The 20,618-nt window shown below is 61.8% G+C and carries 18 protein-coding genes and 2 pseudogenes; 7 read left to right on the forward strand and 13 right to left on the reverse strand.

All coding sequences use genetic code 11. From position 1 onward, the window contains the following. Window positions 1–247 precede the first annotated feature (247 nt). From ACK2SD_RS20405 to hmpA, 10 genes are all read right to left on the reverse strand, one after another. A complete protein-coding gene (locus ACK2SD_RS20405; protein WP_412460696.1) occupies window positions 248–631 on the reverse strand; it encodes a YkgJ family cysteine cluster protein in 384 nt (127 codons plus the stop codon). 284 nt (window positions 632–915) lie between these two features. After that, window positions 916–2,112, reverse strand: a complete 1,197-nt coding sequence (alaC, locus tag ACK2SD_RS20410; RefSeq protein WP_029613083.1) for an alanine transaminase — start codon at window positions 2,110–2,112, stop codon at window positions 916–918. A gap of 135 nt (window positions 2,113–2,247) precedes the next feature. Then, entirely contained in the window at window positions 2,248–3,375 is a 1,128-nt protein-coding gene (locus tag ACK2SD_RS20415) for a hypothetical protein (RefSeq protein WP_412460697.1), read from the reverse strand. 139 nt (window positions 3,376–3,514) lie between these two features. Then, entirely contained in the window at window positions 3,515–4,402 is an 888-nt protein-coding gene (cyoE, locus tag ACK2SD_RS20420; RefSeq protein WP_039575376.1) for a heme o synthase, read from the reverse strand. Between the two features lie 11 nt (window positions 4,403–4,413). Then, the gene (gene cyoD, locus ACK2SD_RS20425) at window positions 4,414–4,746 is read right to left on the reverse strand and encodes a cytochrome o ubiquinol oxidase subunit IV (RefSeq protein WP_029613086.1); all 333 of its coding nucleotides are present in this window, start codon (window positions 4,744–4,746) and stop codon (window positions 4,414–4,416) included. Then, the gene (gene cyoC, locus ACK2SD_RS20430) at window positions 4,746–5,369 is read right to left on the reverse strand and encodes a cytochrome o ubiquinol oxidase subunit III (RefSeq protein ID WP_029613087.1); all 624 of its coding nucleotides are present in this window, start codon (window positions 5,367–5,369) and stop codon (window positions 4,746–4,748) included. Before cyoC ends, cyoD begins: the two co-directional genes overlap by 1 nt. 13 nt (window positions 5,370–5,382) lie before the next feature. Next, on the reverse strand, window positions 5,383–7,392 hold the full coding sequence (gene cyoB / locus ACK2SD_RS20435) for a cytochrome o ubiquinol oxidase subunit I (protein WP_029613088.1): 2,010 nt from the start codon (window positions 7,390–7,392) through the stop codon (window positions 5,383–5,385). Between the two features lie 3 nt (window positions 7,393–7,395). Next, window positions 7,396–8,340 (reverse strand): ubiquinol oxidase subunit II, encoded by a 945-nt coding sequence (gene cyoA / locus ACK2SD_RS20440; RefSeq protein WP_039575374.1) that lies wholly within the window; start codon window positions 8,338–8,340, stop codon window positions 7,396–7,398. A 557-nt stretch (window positions 8,341–8,897) separates the two neighbouring features. Further along, window positions 8,898–9,404, reverse strand: coding sequence for a disulfide bond formation protein B (locus tag ACK2SD_RS20445; RefSeq protein WP_029613089.1), 507 nt, complete (start codon window positions 9,402–9,404; stop codon window positions 8,898–8,900). Between the two features lie 292 nt (window positions 9,405–9,696). Continuing rightward, window positions 9,697–10,875 carry an NO-inducible flavohemoprotein gene (gene hmpA / locus ACK2SD_RS20450; RefSeq protein WP_412460698.1) on the reverse strand — a complete coding sequence of 393 codons (1,179 nt, stop codon included), beginning with the start codon at window positions 10,873–10,875 and terminating at the stop codon, window positions 9,697–9,699. Between the two features lie 154 nt (window positions 10,876–11,029). On the opposite strand from hmpA, the gene norR reads away from it, so the two are divergent. The 4 genes from norR to ACK2SD_RS20470 all read left to right on the forward strand — a co-directional run bounded on the left by norR (window position 11,030) and on the right by ACK2SD_RS20470 (window position 14,772). Beyond that, complete coding sequence (gene norR, locus ACK2SD_RS20455) at window positions 11,030–12,583, forward strand: nitric oxide reductase transcriptional regulator NorR (protein ID WP_412460699.1); 1,554 nt, start codon at window positions 11,030–11,032, stop codon at window positions 12,581–12,583. 158 nt (window positions 12,584–12,741) lie between these two features. Next, on the forward strand, window positions 12,742–13,641 hold the full coding sequence (locus tag ACK2SD_RS20460; RefSeq protein WP_295486510.1) for a chemotaxis protein: 900 nt from the start codon (window positions 12,742–12,744) through the stop codon (window positions 13,639–13,641). 88 nt (window positions 13,642–13,729) lie between these two features. After that, window positions 13,730–14,041: a hypothetical protein gene (locus ACK2SD_RS20465; protein ID WP_412460700.1), complete on the forward strand. Its 312-nt coding sequence runs from the start codon at window positions 13,730–13,732 to the stop codon at window positions 14,039–14,041. Next, on the forward strand, window positions 14,038–14,772 hold the full coding sequence (locus ACK2SD_RS20470; RefSeq protein ID WP_412460701.1) for a YkgJ family cysteine cluster protein: 735 nt from the start codon (window positions 14,038–14,040) through the stop codon (window positions 14,770–14,772). The genes ACK2SD_RS20465 and ACK2SD_RS20470 overlap by 4 nt, the downstream gene beginning before the upstream one ends. Window positions 14,773–14,793: 21 nt before the next feature. On the opposite strand, the pseudogene ACK2SD_RS20475 reads toward ACK2SD_RS20470, so the two are convergent. Then, window positions 14,794–15,789 (reverse strand): annotated as a pseudogene (locus tag ACK2SD_RS20475) (methyl-accepting chemotaxis protein); the annotation flags it as partial. A gap of 306 nt (window positions 15,790–16,095) precedes the next feature. Continuing rightward, window positions 16,096–16,377: pseudogene (locus tag ACK2SD_RS20480) on the reverse strand (PAS domain-containing protein); the annotation flags it as partial. A gap of 305 nt (window positions 16,378–16,682) precedes the next feature. On the opposite strand from ACK2SD_RS20480, the gene ACK2SD_RS20485 reads away from it, so the two are divergent. From ACK2SD_RS20485 to ACK2SD_RS20495, 3 genes are all read left to right on the forward strand, one after another. Continuing rightward, a complete protein-coding gene (locus tag ACK2SD_RS20485) occupies window positions 16,683–16,907 on the forward strand; it encodes a hypothetical protein (RefSeq protein WP_412460702.1) in 225 nt (74 codons plus the stop codon). Between the two features lie 204 nt (window positions 16,908–17,111). Beyond that, the gene (locus ACK2SD_RS20490; protein ID WP_412460703.1) at window positions 17,112–18,440 is read left to right on the forward strand and encodes an OprD family porin; all 1,329 of its coding nucleotides are present in this window, start codon (window positions 17,112–17,114) and stop codon (window positions 18,438–18,440) included. Between the two features lie 187 nt (window positions 18,441–18,627). After that, window positions 18,628–20,127, forward strand: a complete 1,500-nt coding sequence (locus ACK2SD_RS20495) for a diguanylate cyclase (RefSeq protein WP_412460704.1) — start codon at window positions 18,628–18,630, stop codon at window positions 20,125–20,127. Here ACK2SD_RS20495 and ACK2SD_RS20500 read toward each other — a convergent pair. Further along, on the reverse strand, window positions 20,124–20,600 hold the full coding sequence (locus ACK2SD_RS20500; protein WP_412460705.1) for a ferritin-like domain-containing protein: 477 nt from the start codon (window positions 20,598–20,600) through the stop codon (window positions 20,124–20,126). The genes ACK2SD_RS20495 and ACK2SD_RS20500 overlap by 4 nt on opposite strands. Window positions 20,601–20,618: the final 18 nt, after the last annotated feature.

The raw sequence follows: 20,618 nt of genomic DNA on the forward strand, positions 1-20,618 counted from the left end.
TCAGCTGATTCAGTCCTTGAATGCGTGCACAGCGCTGTTGCCGGTTGATTTCACACGCGCGACGAAACACCTGACCCTGGCGACAAATTTCCTTATTGGGGAATGTGTAGTCGCAGAACAGGCAGTCAGGCACGGCGCAGGGGCGGTCAAATCGGGTTAATACTTTGTCTAGGCAGCCCGGATTACGCGGGCTGCAGCGATTTCAAAAGTGGATCCAAGCGACGAACGGTGGTGTTCCGAGAGCGGATCAGGCCACCTCGGCCCCCTCGGCCGGCCAGTGCGGCTCGTTGGCGCCGGGCGGCGTCAGCGGTGGCAGACCGTAGGCGGCACGGGCCGCGTCGCAGCTCGGATTGTGCGTGCCATGCTCCCAGGACGCCTCGAATTCGCGGCACGGGCTGGAGCGTTGTTCGTAGAGCGTGCAGCCCACTGTGTTGCCGATTTCCCCCTCCAGACCGATGCAGCGGCAGGGTTTGGCATCGGTGCCGATCATCGCCACGCGGGTGGGGTTGATTTGCACCACCAGATCGTCGGGCACCGACCCGCCCGAGGATTGGCATTCACCCCAGAAGAAGGACACACGAAAGTAGCCGCAGCAAGCGCCGCAGGTCAGGCAAGGATTCTGTTCGGACATGATGGCCAGAAAGGGAGGTTATGGGGAGCGAGCGGACGCCCGCGCCGCCATTTGTAATCCAACCCCACGCCCCTGAACAGAGGCCCACGCAAAAAAAGGCAGCCGCTGGTCGCGCCAGGCGCCAGGCGCCAGGCGCTAAGCGCCAGCTACAAGCTACAAGCTACAAGCTACAAGCTAGATCGCGGTGGCACTGCCAACGCAGTTCTATCTTGCAGCTTGCAGCTTGCAGCTTGCAGCTTGCCGCTTGCGGCTTGCAGCTGCGGCTGCGGCTTGCCGCGTGCCGCTTACTTCCCGGCGCGGAACATGTGGCGGATGCCGCGGATGGCCTGGCGGATGCGGTCTTGGTTCTCGATCAGGGCAAAACGTACATGATCGTCGCCATACTCCCCGAAACCGATACCAGGGGACACGCAGACCTTGGCCTCGGCCAGCAGCTTCTTGGCGAATTCCAGCGAGCCCAGGTGAGCGTAGGCTTCCGGGATCTTGGCCCAGACGTACATCGAAGCCTTGGGGTTTTCCACCATCCAGCCCAGCTCATGCAGGCCCTTGACCAGCAGGTTGCGACGCTGGCGGTACTGCTCGGCGATGTCCCTGACGCATTGCTGATCGCCTTCCAGGGCAGCGATCGCCGCCACTTGCAGTGGCGTGAAGGTACCGTAGTCGTGGTAACTCTTGATGCGCGCCAGGGCATTGACCAGCTCGGGATTACCCACCATGAAGCCGATCCGCCAGCCGGCCATGTTGTAGCTCTTGGACAGGGTGAAGAACTCCACCGCGATGTCCTTGGCCCCGGGGACCTGCATGATCGACGGCGCCTTCCAACCGTCGTAGACGATGTCGGCATAGGCCAGGTCGTGAACCACCAGCACGTCGTACTGCTTGGCCAGGGCCACCACACGCTCGAAGAAGTCCAGCTCCACGCACTGCGCGGTGGGATTGGACGGGAAGCCCAGGATCATCATCTTCGGCTTGGGGATCGATTCGCGAATCGCCCGTTCCAGCTCATTGAAGAAGTCCACGCCCGGCACCAGCGGCACCGAACGCACCTGGGCGCCGGCAATCACGGCACCGTAGATGTGGATCGGGTAGCTGGGGTTGGGGACCAGCACCGTATCGCCCTGGTCGAGGGTGGCGAGCATCAAGTGCGCTAGGCCTTCTTTCGAGCCGATGGTGACGATGGCTTCGCTGTCCGGATCGATCTCGACCTCGTAGCGTTCGCGGTACCAGTTGGAAATGGCCCGGCGCAGGCGCGGAATGCCGCGCGAGGTGGAGTAACCGTGAGTGTCTTCGCGCTGGGCGACCTGTACCAGCTTCTGCACGATGTGCGGCGGGGTGGCGCCGTCGGGGTTGCCCATGCTCAGATCGATGATGTCCTCGCCACGGCGACGGGCAGCCATCTTGAGTTCGGCAGTGATGTTGAAGACGTAGGGGGGTAGACGATCGATGCGCGCAAAGCGGCGCGGCGAACCGGAGTTGGCCATGATTTCCTCGAAGACGTAAGCGCCCGGAACCGTCCGAGCGACGTTGGCCACTGCGGTGGCCGAGGCAGACGATAAGCGCAGCGGTAATGTTTTGTAAAGTGAGGGCTGCCGAGGGCAACCCTCCCGCCCCATGATTCAGCGCAGCGACTGGTAGCTGTCGCAGGTCAGTTGCTGCAGGCCCAACCCTTCCTTGGTCTGCATGCCCTCGTTGGCCACCTTGCTGAACTCGGTCGGGTTCAGGCCATGATGAACGATGCGCTCCTGCTGGCTACCTTCGGTGATTGCCGTGTAGGACTGTTTACGCAGCGCCAGGTACTGGCTGTCGGCAGCGGCCATGGCCTGGTGGCAGGTTTCCAGCGCCTGGTCATCGAGCGCCTGGCATTTGTCCAACGCGGTGCCCCAGCGCGTGAGGCAGGTTTCGGCGAAATGCCGGACGATCATGCCCGGCTCCGGCAGCACCTTGCCGGCACTGGCGCCGTCGGCGGAGGCATTGCCCACCAAGGTGGCATGCCGGCCGGGGACCGGGAAGAGACTCATGCGCGTGCCGAACGCGGTGACCGGCACCACGCAGGCGAAGCCCTTGGAGCGTTCGTCACGGGCGTAGAAACCGACATACTCCTTCACGTTCGCGCCCAACTGCACGCGATCAGCCTGGATGTTCCCCACACCCGGGACAGGATCAATGGCGAAGATGTTGACCGGTACGTCGCGCAGTTGCGGATCTGCAACCATGGCATTGGCCAGCATATGGCAACTGATCCCGCCACGGCTCCAGCCCACCAGATTGACCACGCTGGGAATCAATGGCTTGCGCATCTGCTTGATCAACTGTTCCTGCAACGCCTGCGGGGTCACGGCACGCTCGCCGTAATCGTAGGTGCGCCAGAACCACGAACCTGCGGCAGAGGCGTCGGGAATCGGAATGCCGGCCTGCTTGAGATGCTCGTATTGCTGCTCGGTCAGTTTGGTCCGTGCCCAGTTGCTCTTGCCCTTGATGACCTGCAACGCATGTTGCACATTTTCGTTCCAGCCTGTGCCGAACAGGGTGCCGGTCACCTTGAGGTGGTCGCCGTCATCGACGAACAAGGCATCGTCCTGCAGATTGCCACTGCCCGGACCATCGACCGCGATCCAGTCGACGAACTCTCTGCCGCCGGTATGGCTGGCCAGGGTGGCGATCAGTTCGCCGTTCCAGAAATTGGGATTACGGTCATCGAAGCGATGGGAGCCGGTGCCACAAAAGTACACGGTGAACGCACTCATCTCGGTGCCTCCAGAAGGTTGGGGCATCGAAACTATGCGGTACGACTGTAGGCCAGCAGCCGGAAAATCTGCCGGGTTTCGGACGCACCATGAAAAAACCCGGCGCTAGGCCGGGTTTTCAGTGAAGCGTGAAGCGGTTTCAGCGAGCGTAGGTCATCAGCACGTCGGTCGCGGTCTGGCTGTCCACCGACATCATCAGGCTCAAGGCCATGACGGTGAGGATGGAGAAGCCGAACACTTTGCGCGCCCACTTGCTGTCGTCCTCGGCCTTGTAACCACCCCAGGCCATGTACAGCCAGTACAGGCCCATGGCAGCGGCGACGGCCAGGTAAGCCAGGCCAGCATAGCCACCGAGGGTGAGCATGACGGTGGCGAGCACGAAGGCCAGCACGTACAGCACGATCTGCTTCTTCGCCGCCAGGATACCGCGGGCCACCGGCAGGACCGGAATGTTGGCCGCGCTGTAGTCCTTGAAGCGGAAGATGGCGATGGCGAAGCTGTGCGGCATCTGCCACAGGCTGAACATCACCAGCAGCGTGACCGCTGCCAGGTCGAAGCTGTTACTCACGGCGCAATAACCGATCACCGGAGGCATGGCACCGGACAGGCTGCCAACCAAGGTGCCGTGCACCGATTTACGCTTGAGCCACAGGCTGTAGAAGCCCACGTAGACCACGAAGCCGATCAGCGCGCAGTACGCCGACAGCGGGTTAGCCTGGACGTACAGCAGGCTGAAACCCGCCACCCCGAGCAGGGTGGCGTAGATCAGCGCGAGGGGCAGCGACATGCCGCCCTGGACCATGACGCGGTTCTTGGTACGTTCCATCTTCTGGTCGATGTCACGGTCGATGCAGTTGTTGAACACGCAACCGGATGCGACCACCAGCGAAGTACCGACCACCACGGCCAGGAACAGGGCGAAGTCCACATGGCCCTTCGCGGCAAGGAAGAAACCGCCCGCCACGGAAAGCACGTTACCGAAAATGATCCCCGGTTTGGTGATTTGGATAAAGTGCTTCACGGACATGCAGTCTTACCTCACTTGGCCAGCATTTCGAAGTGGATGCTGAACATGATCCACAGCGACAGGCCGACCAGCAGTGCGATCACCAGGGTGGTGAACAGGAACGTCGACACGTTGGAGCTCTGCTCTTTCGAGCGATCCATGTGCAGGAAGTACACCAAGTGGACGACCACCTGGATAACGGCCATGGCGACGATGACCAGCACGGTCAGGTTCTTCGGCAGCATCGGCGACATCGCCAGCGCGAACGGAATCGCGGTGAGGATGATCGAGAGGACGAAGCCGATCATGTACGACTTCACGCTGCCGTGGTTGCCTTCGTGATGAGTGTCGTGTGCGTTAGCCATTACAGAACCCCCAGCAGGTAGACGACGGTGAATACGCAGATCCAGACCACGTCCAGGAAGTGCCAGAACAGGCTCAGGCAGCTCATGCGGGTCTTGGCGGTCGGCGTGATGCCCTTGGTCTGGATCTGGTACATCAGGATCGCCATCCAGATCAGGCCCGAGGTCACGTGCAGACCGTGGGTGCCGACCAGGGCGAAGAAGCCCGAGAGGAAACCACTGCGCTGCGGGCCGTAGCCCTCCATGATCAGGTGATGGAACTCATAGATTTCCATCGCGATGAAGCCTGCACCGAACAGGAAGGTCACAGCCAACCAGCCCAGTACACCTGCCTTGTTGCCGGCGAACATCTTCAGCATGGCGAAGCCGAAAGTGATCGAGGACAGCAGCAGGAACGCCGTTTCGACCAGCACGAAGTCGAGCTGGAAGATGTCATGACCCGACGGGCCGCCGGCAAAACTGCCGGACAGTACCGCGTAGGTGGCGAAGAGCGACGCAAACAGGATGCAGTCGGTCATCAGGTACAGCCAGAAACCGAAGACGGTCATCTGGCCCGAGTCGTGGTGGTGATCGTCGTGCCCATGGTCATGGCCATGGGCGTCACCGTGAATTACTTGACTGGACATTGATTACACCCGTTCAAACGTTTTCGACACGTGCGCCACCGGTAGGCACACCGGCAAGCTGCAGGGCCCGTTGGCGTTCACCTTCGATGCGCGCCACTTCTTCGGCAGGCACCATGTAGCCCTGGTCGTCACGCGCAGCGTGGCGAACGAAGACCGCGATGGTCGCTACCAGGCTCAGGCCTACCAGCCACCAGATGTGCCAGATGAAGGCGAAGCCGAACACGGTCAGGAACATACCCATGAACAGACCGGTAGAGGTGTTGCTCGGCATGTGGATCGCTTCGTACTTGGCTGGCGCCTTGTAAGCGACACCGGCGTCCTTGGCTTCTTGCCAGGCATCCAGACCGACTTTCTCGGGCATGTGGGCGAAGTTGTAGAACGGTGGTGGCGACGAAGTCGACCATTCCAGGGTACGGCCGCCCCATGGGTCGCCGGTCACGTCCATGTTCTGCTTGCGATCGCGGATCGACACGTAGAGCTGGATCAGCTGGCAGGCGATACCGAACAGGATCAGCACGGCACCGACCACGGCGACGTACAGGTAGGGTTCCCACAGCGGGTTGTCGGAGTGGTTCAGACGACGGGTCATGCCCATGAAGCCCAGGGCGTACAGCGGCATGAAGGCGACGTAGAAGCCCGAGATCCAGAACCAGAAGGCTGCCTTGCCCCACTTCTCGTTGAGGGTGAAGCCGAAGGCTTTCGGGAACCAGAAGGCGAAGCCGGCGATGTAGCCGAACACCGCACCACCGATGATCACGTTGTGGAAGTGGGCGATCACGAACAGGCTGTTGTGCAGCACGAAGTCAGCACCCGGAACGGCCAGCAGAACGCCGGTCATGCCACCGATGGAGAAGGTGACCATGAAGCCCAGGGTCCAGAGAATCGGCGGGGTGAAGCGCAGACGGCCCTGGTAGATGGTGAACAGCCAGTTGAACAGCTTCACACCGGTCGGGATGGAGATCAGCATCGTCGCCAGGCCGAAGAAGGTGTTGACGCTGGCGCCGGCACCCATGGTGAAGAAGTGGTGCAGCCAGACCGCGAAGCCCAGGATGGCGATCGCACCCGATGCGTAGATCATCGCGTGGTGGCCGAACAGGCGCTTGCTGGCGAAGGTCGAGGTCACTTCCGAGAACACGCCGAAGGCCGGCAGGATCAGGATGTACACCTCAGGGTGACCCCAAGCCCAGAACAGGTTGACGTACATCATCGGGTTCCCACCAAGCTCGTTGGTGAAGATGTGGAAGTCCAGATAACGGTCAACGGTCAGCAGGGCCAGTGCAGCGGTCAGGATCGGGAAAGAAGCGACGATCAGCACGTTGGCCCAGGTGCAGGTCCAGGTGAAGATCGGCATGTCCATCAGCTTCATGCCAGGTGCGCGCATCTTCAGGACGGTGACCAGGAAGTTCACGCCCGTCAATGTCGTGCCTAGGCCTGATAGCTGTAGCGCCCAGATATAGTAGTCGACACCCACGCCAGGGCTGTACTGGATACCCGCAAGCGGCGGATAGGCCACCCAGCCGGTCTTGGCGAATTCGCCGACGCCCAGCGAGATGTTCACCAGCAGCACGCCTGCCAGCAGCAGGTAGAAGCTCAGGGAGTTCAGGAACGGGAAGGCAACGTCACGTGCACCGATCTGCAGAGGCAGGGCCAGGTTCATCAGGCCGGTGAAGAACGGCATCGCCATGAAGATGATCATGATCACACCGTGGGCGGTGAAGATCTGGTCATAGTGTTCAGGCGGCAGGTAGCCTTCGGAGCCGCCGGTGGCGACGGCCAGCTGGGTACGCATCATGATGGCGTCGGCAAAGCCGCGCAGCAGCATGACCATCGCGACGATGATGTACATCACCCCGATCTTCTTGTGGTCGACCGTGGTCAGCCACTCGGTCCACAGGTAGGACCACTTGCGGAAATAGGTGATGGCACCAACGACGGCGATACCACCGAGCGCGATCATGGCAAGCGTCACCATGACTATCGGCTCGTGATAGGGTATCGCCTCCAGGCTTAATTTACCGAACATCTCTTACTCCTCTGCACCGGCAGCTGGTTGCATACTCGATTCCACACCCTTGGTAGTGGCCAGGTCTTTGCTGCCTGCTTCTTCATGGCTCGGACGACCGCGGTTCATGCCTTCGTACTTGTCGACGATGAGCTGGAACGTGTCAGGCGAAGCCTCGCTGTACAGCGCGACTGGGTTGTTTTCGCTTGGTTTGGCCAAGGCGTCGTATTCGGCCTTGTCCAGCTTCTTCGGCGACGCCTTCACTTGCGCGACCCAGGCATCGAAGTCGGCTTGCGAGGTGGCGGTTGCCTTGAATTTCATACCGGTGAAGCCCGCACCGCTGTAGTTCGCCGAGATACCGTCGAACTCGCCATTTTCGTTGGCGATCAGGTGCAGCTTGGTGGTCATGCCGGCCATCGCGTAGATCTGGCCGCCCAGGCCAGGGATGAAGAACGAGTTCATCACGGCGTCGGAGGTCACGCGGAAGTTGACCGGGGTGTTGGCCGGGAAGACGATCTTGTTGACCGTGGCGATGCCTTGCTCCGGATAGATGAACAGCCACTTCCAGTCCAGGGCCACCACGTCGATCTGCACCGGTTTCACATCGGAATCCAGTGGACGGTAGGGGTCCAGTTTATGGGTGGACTTGTAGGTGACGTAGCCCAGCACGATGATGATCAGGATCGGGATGATCCACACCGCCGCCTCGATCTTGGTCGAGTGCGACCAGTCAGGCGTGTAGGTGGCCGCCGTGTTGGAAGCACGGTACTTCCAGGCGAAGACCAGGGTCATGATGATGACCGGGATCACCACCAGCAGCATCAGGCCGATCGCGATCAGGATCAGGTTCTTTTGCTCAATGCCGACCTGGCCCTTGGGGTCGAGCAGGGTCCAGTTGCACCCACTGAGTAAAAGCATGCCTAAAAAGGGCAATATGCCAAACAGTCTGGGGTAACGCTTTTTACTCATCTCACGACCTCTAGATCAGCTTGCTTCAATGCAATGTGTTTTGTTCGCCAACACTTCGTCCTGCCCAGCGTTAGCATTTTTAAGCCCGAACTCCCTCCGGCCTGTGATCCGACTGCAGGATCTGGGCGTTGGAAGTATGGTCGAGCTTGGGGTTTTTCGTAGGCTAAAGGCCTGTACTTCAGACCAAGTCCATTTGGTGCGGAAAACGCGGAGGGGTGTCCGCCCGGATCGCCGTTGGGCGAAACTTGTCGAAGTCAGCAAAAGGAGCGCTGGGGCTTCCTTCAATCCTGCGACTTGCAAGCAGTGCCGAACGGAAATTGGGGGCGATTGTAGATAGGTAGCCCCCCCTTTACTATGACTTATTGAGCAACAGTCCTTTACCGAATCGGTAACAATCAGCGCTTAAAAATCAACTTCGCGACAGTTTGTCGCACCCTCGGCTGTAGACCCGAAACCTGCATGCTGCAAGGGCTGGAACTTGATCTACATCAGCCGAGGACAGGTTTTCGATACCGATTAAGCTGCGCAATGGGCCTGCGTCATACAAGGACTTTTGTCTAAGCCCGACGGCGATTTCGGTAGATCCCCAGTGGCACCAGGAGGGCGGTGAGGACGAAGGCCACCAGCGCCCATTGCGCCAGCGACAGCCCCAGGATCGGCGGGTAGGGCGTGGTGCAGAAACCATCGACCTGGAACGCCAGCGGCCAGACCTGCGCCAGTGGCAGGTCGTCGACGATCGGTTGCAGCACATCGATGCCACAGCTGACGGCGGGGTTGGCGAGTATATACACATGGTTGCCGGCCGCAACGATTCCGCCAATGGCGCTGAGCACCACCAACGCTTCGAAGAAGGTCAGGCTGCGCCGCCCCGGCATGGCGGCTGCGATGAACGCGAACAGGGCGATCAACAGCAAGGCGTAGCGCTGCAGAATGCACAGCGGGCACGGTGCTTCGCCCAGCACCACCTGCATATAAAGAGCGCCGCCGATCAACGACAAGCAGATCAGCCCCAGCAGCACCAGAAAGCGCCGTTCCCGATTCAGGCGCAGGTTGTGTTCGTTCATGACCGGTTCCTTCGTTGGAGAGTTGCAGGCCTGCTGCCCTATGGCCCATGCCCAAAGCCCGCCAGTCTACACGGCGCGGGCACCCGGCGATGGATGAAAAGGTGACAGCGCGGTGCGGCCCGGGCTTTCCATGGGAAGCTCAGACCGACAGTCTGCAGGTCGGTTCACCCATCCGATGACAAAGACGTGGGTGAGCGAAAGTGAAGGATACGGCGATTAACGGTGGGTTAAAAACACTGCACTACTTATAGAGAAACCGGGCCGAGCGTGGCCCGCCCCGGTCTCTGACCCGCTACTCCAAGGCAGCAGCCGGTCCGAAGAACTCGAAGTGGCTCTGCGTTGGCGGCACGCCCAAATGGTTCAAGGACCGCCGGATCGCCGCCATGAAGCCCTTGGGTCCGAGGAAGTAGACGTCCATGTCGCGCTCACGGGGCAACCACTCGGCCAGCAAGTCCTCACTCAGCAGACCCACGGCATCGACGGACCGACTGCCGTCGTGCTCGTCGTAGCAGTAGAAGCGCTGCAGTTGCGGGTGCCGCTCGGCCAACTCATCGACCCATTCGCGAAATGCATGCACCGCGCCATTGCGCGCGCAGTGGATGAAGCGTATCGGACGCTGGGTCTGCAGCGCTGCTTCGAGCATGGCCAGAGTCGGGGTGATCCCTACCCCACCGCTGATCAGCACCAAGGGCTTGTCGCTGGCCTGCAACGTGAAATCGCCCGCAGGCGGAAACAGTGTGACGGTGTGGCCGACTTGCAGATGATCGTGCAGGTAATTGGACACCACACCCCCGTCCTCGCGCTTGACGCTGATGCGGTACTGCCGGCCATCGCTGAGCGACGACAGCGAATAGTTGCGGCGCTGCTCGTGGCCCTCGATGAACAATTGCACACCGATGTACTGCCCAGGCTCAGCCTTGAGCACCGCCGCGCCATCGACCGGCTCGAAGTAGAACGAGACGATTTCCGCGCTCTCTTGCTCGCGGCGCACCAGACGGAACGCCCGCCCGCCCCGCCAGCCGCCCTCGGCCTGCTCCTTGGCCTGGTACAACTGCTCTTCGGCGCCGATGAGAATCTCGGCCAATTGCCCGTAAGCCGCCGCCCAGGCTTCGATCACCGCCGGCGTGGCGATCTCGCAGCCCAGCACCTCTTCGATGGCACGCAGCAGGCAGCGGCCGACGATGGGATAGTGCTCGGGCAGAATCTGCAGGGCCACGTGCTTGTTGATGATCTGTCCTACTAGACCGCCCAGGGCGTCGAGCCGGTCGATGTGCCTGGCGTACATCAGCACGCCGTTGGCCAGCGCGCGTGGTTGGTCGCCGCTGGCCTGGTGCGCCTGGTTGAACAGCGGACGCACTTCGGGGTACTCGCTGAGCATCATCTTGTAGAAGTGAGTGGTCAGCGCCTCGCCCCCGCTTTCGAGCAGTGGGACGATGGCCTTGATGATTGCACGGTGTTCGGCATTGAGCATTGCTGCGACTCCTGAGCCTTGGACTTCGAATGATTACACCGGTCGTTTCACCAATCGTGCCAACTGGCAGGCCCAGCAAAATCAAGCCCTGTAGCGGATTCATGTCATATTGACCAGTGCCCGCGTATAGTCAGGATGACCAACAGGAGTCCAAATGACTGCAAAACCCCTGCTCACCGCCCTCCTCCCTTTGGTCAGCGATCTGTCGCGCGACCTGCCCGATCAAGAGCGCTATCGGCGCCTGCTGCAAGCCCTGCGCACGCTGCTGCCCTGCGATGCCGCCGCGCTGCTGCGTCTGGAGGGCGACTGGCTGGTGCCGCTAGCGATCGACGGGCTGGCCACCGACACCCTCGGCCGGCGCTTCAAGGTCAGTGACCATCCGCGTTTCCAGGTGCTGCTCAGCCGCCCGCAACCGACCCGCTTCGCCAGCGACTCCCCATTGCCCGATCCGTACGACGGACTGGTCGAAGCCATCGACGTCGATCTGCATGTGCACGACTGCATGGGCTGTCCTTTGATGGTCGAAGAGCGTCCGTGGGGACTGCTGACCCTCGATGCGTTGACCCCCGGGCAGTTCCAGAGCCTGGAACTCGACGCGCTGGAGGCCTTCGCCAGCCTTGCCGCAGCCACCGTCACCGTGGCCGAACGCATCGACCAGTTGGCGCTGCGCGTGCAGGACGAGCAACGTCGGGCCGACCTTTTCCGCCAGGCCACTGACCGCAGCCAGGAGTTGATCGGCCAGAGTCCGGCGCACAAGCGCCTGCTCGAGGAGTTGCGTCTGGTCGCCGGTAGTGATCTCACCGTCTTGATCACGGGCGAAACCGGGGTGGGCAAAGAGTTGGTCGCCCAAGCCCTGCACCAGGCCAGCCACCGCGCCGACAAACCGATGATCAGCCTCAACTGTGCCGCCCTGCCCGACACCCTGGTGGAAAGCGAGCTGTTCGGGCACGTGCGTGGTGCGTTCACCGGTGCCCACGGCGAACGGCGCGGCAAGTTCGAGCTGGCCGACGGCGGCACGCTGTTTCTCGATGAAGTGGGTGAATTACCGTTGGCCGTACAGGCCAAACTGCTACGCGTGTTGCAGAGTGGGCAACTGCAGCGCTTAGGTTCGGACCGGGAACACCGGGTGGATGTGCGGCTGATCGCCGCCACCAACCGCGACCTGGCCGCCAGCGTGCGCGCTGGTCAATTCCGTGCCGATCTTTATCACCGCTTGAGCGTCTATCCGCTGCCGGTGCCTGCGCTGCGCGAGCGGGGTCGCGACGTGCTGTTGCTCGCGGGTTTTTTTCTCGAGCAGAATCGATCGCGCCTGGGGCTCGACAGCCTGCGCTTGACCAAGGCGGCCGAAGCGGCGCTGTTAGCTTACGACTGGCCAGGTAACGTGCGCGAGCTCGAGCACCTCATAGGCCGCTGCGCCCTCAAGGCCTTGGGCCGAGGCACGCATCGGTCGCGGATGCTGGCATTGGATGCGCTTGACCTTGGCCTGAGCAACGCCACCATAGCCCCGCAGGCGCACATCAGTACGGCGCCCGTTCAAGCGGCGTCGCTAGAAAGAGTAGGTTTGCGGACGGCTTTGGACGATTATCAGCGCCAGCTGATCGAACAATGCCTGATTCGCCATGAGCACAATTGGGCGGCGGCCGCGCGCGAGTTGGGCATCGACCGTGCCAACCTCAGTCGCCTGGCACGTCGGTTAGCGATCCATTGAGCACGACAGATCGACAATTGATCGTCGTACGCTCGGGCCACCGCTATCACCTTGTCCGGTGTTGCTCACCCACCTCGTGCGCCTTCCCCCTAAAGCCAGGCACAGACAGGCCGATAAACGAATACCTTCTCCCGTTTCGATACTCCCAAAGGTTGCCCATGGCCACGCCCAATGCCCGCGCGGACGCATTGTCCCTGCTGCTGTTCACCCTGCGCAGCGGCAAGCTGATGGCGATCAATCTGCTCAAAGTGAGCGAAATCATCCCCTGCCCGTCGCTGACCAAGCTTCCCGAATCCCACCCCCACGTCAAAGGTGTGGCCACCCTGCGTGGACAGTCGCTCTCAGTGATCGACCTGTCCCGGGCCATCGGCGAGCAACCGCTGGCCGACCCGGACGGCGGCTGCCTGATCGTCACCGACATCAGCCGCTCGCGCCAGGGGCTGCACGTCCAGGCGGTGAGCCGCATCGTGCATTGCCTGAGCACCGACATCAAACCGCCACCTTATGGTTCCGGCAACCGTTCCTACATCACCGGCGTCACCCGCGTGGACAATGCGCTGGTGCAGGTGCTGGATATCGAAAAGGTCATCCACGGCATCGCGCCACCGCCGCCCGAAGCCCCTTCCGGGCAGCTCGCCGAGGAAGATGCCAGCCTGCTCGCGGCGGCCAATATCCTGGTGGTGGACGACAGCCAGGTGGCCCTGCAACAGTCCGTGCACACCCTGCGCCATCTGGGGCTGGAATGCCACACCGCACGCAGCGCCAAGGACGCGATCAACGTGCTGCTGGAACTACAGGGCACCGGGCAGGAAATCAACATCGTGGTGTCCGATATCGAGATGTCGGAAATGGATGGCTACGCCTTCACCCGGACGCTACGCGAGACACCTGACTTCCAGCACCTCTATATTTTGCTGCACACCTCGCTGGACAGCGCCATGAGCGCCGAAAAGGCCAAGCTCGCCGGTGCCAACGCAATCCTCACCAAGTTTTCCTCCCCCGAACTGACCGACTGCCTGGTGGTGGCAGCGCGCGCGGTGCATGCGGAAAAACGCTGATACAGTTGGCGGCCTAGTGCCTTCACTTGATGAAGGGTAGGACTCGGGCATACTTCCTACCCTTCCGAGTCTATTTGTCGGTATCGCCATGACACTTCTTCGTACTGCCCTGATCGCGCTGGCCATGACCGCCGGCGCGGCCCATGCCTCCAGTTCCGACGCCTGGAACGCGTATCGCCAGCAGATGGTCAAGAGTTGCCTGGCCGCCAGCCAGTTCAAGGATGCCCATGCCCTGGGCAAGCCTGCCGAGTTCGACGACCGCACCGCCTACAGCGCACTGCTGATCGAAGGCGTCTACAAACCCAAGCACATGAAAAACCAGACCGGCACCGAGCTGTGCCTATACGACCGCGCCCAGCAGCAGGCCTACGTCACCGAATGGAAACCGGGCGCCAAGTGAGCGATAGCCTGCGCTTCGCCTGCACCGGCTGTGGCAAGTGCTGCAGCGGTCACCACGTGCCGCTGACATTTGCCGAAGCGTACCAGTGGACCAGCGACGGTGGCCAGGTGGTGGTGCTGATCGAAGGGTTCGTCGCCGATGGCCCCGGCATGCCGCCCGAACAGCGCGACCACGTGCTACGCCGCTCGCTGGCAGTGCCCTGCGGCAATGCCCAACTGCACGTCTCGGTCACCTTTGCAGCTTTCAATCCCGGCCGCTGCCGTCATCTTGATGCCGACAACCTGTGCGGCATCTATGAAACGCGGCCGTTGGTGTGCCGTATCTACCCGGCGGAAATCAATCCGCACCTGCCGCTGCGTCCAGACGCCAAGGACTGCCCGCCCGAAGCCTGGCAGCAAGGCCCGCAACTGATCGTCGGCAATCGCCCTGCCGATCCACACCTCGCCGCCCTGATCGACGCATCGCGCCAGGCCGACCGCGACGACATTGCCGCCAAGGTCGCGGTCTGTCAGATGCTGGGCATGACCACCAGCGCGCTCAAAGGCAATGGTTTCACCGCCTGGCTGCCTGACATGCAGGCCTTCCTGACGGCGCTGGAAAGCAGGCAGCAGGCACCCGACGCCGCATGGTCGGTGCACTTGGAAGACTCCGACCTGACGCAAGATCTGCAACAGCACGGGCTGCTGACCACCGCCCAAGCGCCGGTGTACTACGCCTTCATCGGGTTCTGACGCACCCACCCTAAGGGATCTTCAGCGGCTGCGGCGCCAGAACTCGTCGGCCAGCCGCCGCAGTTCCTGGGCCAGCGCTGCCACATCAGCGGCGCTACCGTGGCTGCGTTGACCCACCGTCACGGTCGCTTCGCTGGCTTGGCGGATGCTGACGATGTTGCGGTTGATGGCCTCGCTCACCTGGCTCTGCTGCTCCACCGCGGCCGCGATCTGCAGGCTCATCTCGTTGATCTGGTTGACCCGCACGCTGATGCCGTCCAGCGCATCGCTGGCCAGGCGCGCCTGCTCGACGCTGTGCCCGGCATGCGCGCTGCTCTGGCGCATCACCTGCACTGCCGCGCGAGTACCACCCTGTACGGCACCGATCATGCGCTGAATCTCATGGGTTGACTGAGCGGTGCGCTGGGCCAGCCCCCGCACCTCATCGGCCACCACTGCGAAACCGCGGCCCTGCTCACCGGCGCGGGCGGCCTCGATGGCGGCATTGAGCGCCAGCAGGTTGGTCTGCTCGGCGATGCCGCGAATCACATCGAGCACACTGGAGATCTCGCCGCTGTCGCTCTCCAAACGCTGGATCACCTCGCTCGCCTCCACCAGCGAGCCGGCCAGGTCCTGGATCGCGCAGCGATTGCGCTCGACCATACGATGCCCCGACTGGGTCTCGTCCTCGGCCTGATCGGCCGCCAGCGCCGCCATCTGCGCACTGCTGGCCACCTGGGCGACGCTGGCGCTCATCTGGTGGATGGCGGTCGCGACCTGGTCCGCCTGGTTCTGCTGTTCAAGGCTGTTGGCGTGGCTCGCCTCGGTGGCCTCGACCAACGAACCAGAATGCCCGGCCAGGCGCGTCGACGTATCGCCAATGCGCCCAACCACTGCGCCCAGTTGCGCCTTGAGCATGCACAGGGCGAAGTCGATTTGACCGATGTCGTCACGCCGGCCAGTGTAAAGCTGTTGGCTCAAAGGGTTGTCGGCCACCGCTCGCGCTTGACTGCGCAGACGCTCGAAAGGACGCAGCAGTGCCCAGGTCGCCAGGCTGGCCAACGCGACGGCCGCAGTCCATTGAAACAGCGCCTCGTACCAACGCAGTGACGTCCAGCCCTGGCCGACGCCCATCACCAGCGCCAGCACCATCGCCATGCTCAGCGACAGCCGCGCTTGCAGCCCCGGTACCGGCAAGCGCTCCCACCAGCGCTGCCGCCCGTTGCGCAGACGCGCATAGCACTGCTCGGCGGCGGCGATCTGTTCGGCGGTGGGGCGTGTGCGTACCGACTGGTACTCGACCGTGCTTCCCGCGCTGCTGATCGGCGTGACGAAGGCACTGACCCAGTAATGGTCGCCATTACGGCAGCGGTTCTTCACCAAGCCCATCCACGAACGTCCCGACTTCAGGGCTCGCCACATCTGCTCGAACGCCAGCGCCGGCATGTCGGGATGGCGCACGACGTGATGCGGTTGTCCCAGCAGTTCGTCACGGGAAAAACCACTGATGCGCACGAAGTCGTCATTGGCGTAGGTAATGACGCTGTCCAGGTCGGTGGTCGAAAGAATGTTGGCATCGGCCGGATAATCCACGGCTCGACCGGTTATGGGCACATTGCACTTCATCGCAGGCTCTCAGCATCGTCGGGACAATCGGCAGGGTGCTCGACTCTAGGGGCAACCGCTGCGGGAACATTGATCCACGGCAACCAACTGGCAGGTGGCCACCCACGGCATTGGCGCCCACGCGCCGGGAAATGAAGGCAGGCGCTCAACCCAGACGTTTTCAGCGATGTTGGCGAAGTTTTAGCGACTTATAGTTACGTTTAATACAAGAGTGATTCTCTTGTTGAGTGCTGTTTCAGCGGCCTCCACAGGACTAACTTAGCGCTGTCCCAATTCACACTTGCCACGCAAGAAGGTAGTTTCAAATGTCCAACAGTATGGGTATTGCCAGCGTCTTCGTTCTGTCGTCCCTGTTGTTGTCGCCCCTGGCCATGGCGGAGGAATCACCGGCCTTCGTTGCCCGCAATGCAGAGATCGCGACGAGCCTGCAGCAGTCGCAGGACGGCTACGCCGCGCAGCAGCAGAATGCCGGAAAAGATGCACAGCAGACGGCCGCGAAGGTCATCGAAGACGGCCGGGCCGACAGCTGACGTATCACCGCGTGCGCACCCGCGCGTTCACGGCCGGGCCTCAAGCAGCCCCCACACGGCCCGGCCGGCTGCCGTTTGGCCGTTGCCTAGCAACGGCATGTCCACGTGCTGGAAATTTCCTTCAGGTTGTCGAGCCCTTTCCTCGGAACTTTCGAATTGAATAGTGAGAGACTGCCCGCCGTTCGAGCAAAGGAGCAGTCATCAATGCCTTTCACTTTTCGTCTGACGCCTCTATTCATTGCACTTTGCGCAATGATTTCGCACCACAGTCATGCCGATGAACACGTCGCGGGTTTCGTCGAGGGCTCATCGCTGAACCTGCATTTTCGCAATGCCTATTACCACCGCAACCAGCTCGACCGTGGCGTGCGGGACAATCGCGAATGGGCACAAGGGGCGATTGCCCGCTTTGAGTCGGGTTATACGCCCGGACTCATTGGTGTGGGCGTCGACGCCTACGGCATGCTCGGTGTGAAACTCGACGGCGGCGGCGGACATGCCGGCACCGATCTGCTGCCTACGCGGCAAAAGAACGAAGACGCGTTGGGCGCCGCGCCAACCCACTTCTCCAGTGCGGGCGCGGCAGTGAAGCTCACAGGATTCGATACCGAACTCAAGGCAGGCGACCTGTTTATCTCAAACCCGGTGATTGCGGGTGGCGAAAGTTACCTGCTGGCGCAGACCTTCCGCGGCGTGACGCTACGCAACACCAGCCTCGACGGGCTGCTGCTCGAAGGCGGGCGAGTCAGTTTCACCAAGCCGTACAACCAGAGCGGCCATCGACGTATCGACACCAACTACAGCCAGCGTGCGGACGATCAGCATAGCCAGTACCTGTCTTGGGCTGGCGCTGCCTGGAGCGACAGCCCGCACCTCACCGCCAACCTCTATGCCGCCGAACTCAAGGACATCTGGCACCAGTACTACGCCGACTTGGACTACACCTATGTGGTTAACGACAGCCTCAGCCTGAACCCCGGCGTGCACCTCTATCGCACCCAGGACACCGGTCAGGCCAAATTGGGCAAGATCAACAACACGACCTACAGCCTGCATTTCACCGTGGCAAGCGGATACCACAGCGTCACCACGGCCTACCAGCAGGTCAACGGCAACACGCCCTTCGACTACATCAACCAAGGCGACAGCATCTTCCTGGATAACTCGCGCATGTATTCGGACTTCAATGGGCCGGGCGAGCGCTCTTGGAAACTGCAATATGACTATGATTTTGCCGGGCTCGGACTGCCAGGGCTCAGCACTTCGCTGTCGTATTCGCGAGGCAAACTGGACCTCACTCGGGCCAATCCGGAGAGCGTCGGCTACGGCCAGTGGTACAACGCCGAGGGCAAGGATGCACGTCACTGGGAGCGCGATCTGGACGTTAAATACGTATTCCAGGAAGGCCAGTTCAAGGACCTCTCGCTACTGCTGCGCTACGCCAGCCACCGGGGCAGCCGAGGCTACTCGGCGGTGGACAACGACAATGACGAGATCCGGCTGATCGTCGATTACCCGCTCGCGATGTTCTGAGCGGCAACCGTCCACTCTCCGAACGGGCAGCCTTCTGCCCGTTCGCCCAGCACCGCTCGCCTGGCGCGCATGAAGCGCGCATTTGCGACAGACTGTCTTGTCCGACAATAGCCACTTGCCTACACTGTCGCCGCCGCTTGATAGCCCGACCCTCACGGCAAGAGGGGCTTATGCAGTCGCGAGCCTGATGTCGCACACTCGAATCCCGCGCCCCACCCTCTCCAGGCCTCACCCCGAACTGATCCTCAATCTGGGCAGTTGCCTCGCCGTGCTCGCGATAGTCGGCATCGTCAGTTACTTGCTGGGCCGTGAACGGGACAGCGTCGAGCAATCGTCGATCCGCGCGTCGAGCAACATCGTCCAGTTGATCGAGAGCGATATCCTTAATAACGCGGAGCTCTACGACCAGTCGCTCAAGGAGCTCATCTGGGCGGTGGGACCCAAGGATCTGGCGCAAGTGCCGAGTACCATGCGGCATCGGCTGCTGTTCAACCCAGCGCTGGTCGATCAGAGCCGTGGCGATGTGCTGTGGCTGGACGAGCAAGGCAATGTGGTCGGAGACTCCACCAGCCTGGTCCCGCGCAAAGCCAATTTCGCTGATACCGGCGTGTTCAAGGCGCATCGCGACCACCCCAACCTCGGGCTGCTCATCGGGCCGCCGTTCAAGGCCAGGCTGGGCGATCTGGATTGGTGCATCAGTTTCAGCCGACGCATTTCAGGCGCCAATGGCGAGTTCGCGGGCCTGGCGACCGGCGCTCTGCGCCTGTCGTACTTCAGCGAATTGTTCCAGCGCCTGGACATCGGCGAGCACAGCAGCATCAACCTGCTCAACACCAGCGGCCACTTGCTTGCACGAGAGCCCCTTGGGCCTGGACAACCGGCCATCGGCGGCGACTTCAGCCAGCAACCGAATTTCCAGCGCATCCTGCAAGAGCACAGCGGCAGCTTCAGCGCCCATTCGGAATTGTTCGACGAACAGCGCATGTACACCTTCGCCCGTGTAGGCGATCTGCCCTTGATCGTACTGGTGGCGCACTCCTCCAGCGAAGTCTTCCAGGCCTGGCGGCGTACGGCGATCATCGTCGGCTTGGCCACCGGCGTGCTGTGCCTGGGCATTCTCTGGCTCACGCTGCTGCTAGGACGCGAATTGCGCCGCCGCCATCATGCCGAGCAAGGCCTTGCCACCCTGGCCGCCACCGATAGCCTGACCGGCCTGGCCAACCGCAGGCGGCTGGATCAGGTGCTGCGTCAGGAATGGGCTCGTGCCCAGCGCAACCGCACGCCGTTGGCGGTGCTGATGGTCGATGTGGATCATTTCAAGGCGTTCAACCAGCGCCATGGTCACGCCGGTGGCGACCATGCCCTGCGTGAGGTGGCGCGCACTATAGAGTTGAGCATCCGCCGTCCGGCAGACCTGGCAGCGCGGTATGGGGGTGAGGAGTTTCAGGTGGTGTTGCCAGAAACTGAATTGGCCGGTGCGCGGCTGTTGGCAGAGCGTATCCGCCTGAGCGTGGAAGCGTTGCCCCCTTTCGGCGGCGACGAGCGACCGATCACCGTGAGTATCGGCATCGGCCTACATGAAGCCGGCACCCAGCACGACCTGACCAGGGTGCTGGGTGCCGCCGATGAAGCGCTCTACCGGGCCAAAGCCAATGGCCGCAACCGGGTAGAGGGACCCGCTATTTAAGACTTGGCGCGGGCAGCATTGCGCAGAGTCTTGACTTTGTCGTGGTTACGCTGCACGCCTTGCAACTGGCCGTCGACCAAAGTCAACGCATTGTGTGCGTTGGCATTGTTGAGCTTGACCAGCTTTTCACGGGCTTCTTTGTAAGCCTTGAGCGCATGGTCCTCGCCCTCTTCGACGGTGTTCAGCACGGCTTCTTCGTCTTTGCCGGTGAACATCGATTTCAGGTTCAGCCAACCACGGTGAAGGTCGCCGCTGAAGCTGGTGGAGGTTTCCGGATCCCCGCCCAGGTGACGCACCTCGGCTTGCAGCTCGCGTGCAGCCTGGGCGCAGTCCGTTTCGCGTTGTTTGAAGAATGCCTTCAGTTGAGGATTCTTGACATCATCGGCCGATTCCTTGAAACCCTTCTCGCCGTCTTTGCTGTACTCGATCAGGTTGTTCAGTACGTCGATCACGTCTTTGTTCGGGTTGCTCATGGCGTAACTCCTTGGCAG

It is taken from the genome of Pseudomonas sp. SC11 (genome assembly GCF_047039205.1).
Classification (GTDB): Bacteria; Pseudomonadota; Gammaproteobacteria; order Pseudomonadales; family Pseudomonadaceae; genus Aquipseudomonas; species Aquipseudomonas boreofloridensis.

Coding starts and splice junctions, on each gene's coding strand:
- ACK2SD_RS20405 (WP_412460696.1), bottom strand. CDS start 631: ATGTCCGAACAGAATCCTTGCCTGACCTGCGGCGCTTGCTGCGGCTAC.
- alaC (WP_029613083.1), bottom strand. CDS start 2,112: ATGGCCAACTCCGGTTCGCCGCGCCGCTTTGCGCGCATCGATCGTCTA.
- ACK2SD_RS20415 (WP_412460697.1), bottom strand. CDS start 3,375: ATGAGTGCGTTCACCGTGTACTTTTGTGGCACCGGCTCCCATCGCTTC.
- cyoE (WP_039575376.1), bottom strand. CDS start 4,402: ATGTCCGTGAAGCACTTTATCCAAATCACCAAACCGGGGATCATTTTC.
- cyoD (WP_029613086.1), bottom strand. CDS start 4,746: ATGGCTAACGCACACGACACTCATCACGAAGGCAACCACGGCAGCGTG.
- cyoC (WP_029613087.1), bottom strand. CDS start 5,369: ATGTCCAGTCAAGTAATTCACGGTGACGCCCATGGCCATGACCATGGG.
- cyoB (WP_029613088.1), bottom strand. CDS start 7,392: ATGTTCGGTAAATTAAGCCTGGAGGCGATACCCTATCACGAGCCGATA.
- cyoA (WP_039575374.1), bottom strand. CDS start 8,340: ATGAGTAAAAAGCGTTACCCCAGACTGTTTGGCATATTGCCCTTTTTA.
- ACK2SD_RS20445 (WP_029613089.1), bottom strand. CDS start 9,404: ATGAACGAACACAACCTGCGCCTGAATCGGGAACGGCGCTTTCTGGTG.
- hmpA (WP_412460698.1), bottom strand. CDS start 10,875: ATGCTCAATGCCGAACACCGTGCAATCATCAAGGCCATCGTCCCACTG.
- norR (WP_412460699.1), top strand. CDS start 11,030: ATGACTGCAAAACCCCTGCTCACCGCCCTCCTCCCTTTGGTCAGCGAT.
- ACK2SD_RS20460 (WP_295486510.1), top strand. CDS start 12,742: ATGGCCACGCCCAATGCCCGCGCGGACGCATTGTCCCTGCTGCTGTTC.
- ACK2SD_RS20465 (WP_412460700.1), top strand. CDS start 13,730: ATGACACTTCTTCGTACTGCCCTGATCGCGCTGGCCATGACCGCCGGC.
- ACK2SD_RS20485 (WP_412460702.1), top strand. CDS start 16,683: ATGTCCAACAGTATGGGTATTGCCAGCGTCTTCGTTCTGTCGTCCCTG.
- ACK2SD_RS20490 (WP_412460703.1), top strand. CDS start 17,112: ATGCCTTTCACTTTTCGTCTGACGCCTCTATTCATTGCACTTTGCGCA.
- ACK2SD_RS20495 (WP_412460704.1), top strand. CDS start 18,628: ATGTCGCACACTCGAATCCCGCGCCCCACCCTCTCCAGGCCTCACCCC.
- ACK2SD_RS20500 (WP_412460705.1), bottom strand. CDS start 20,600: ATGAGCAACCCGAACAAAGACGTGATCGACGTACTGAACAACCTGATC.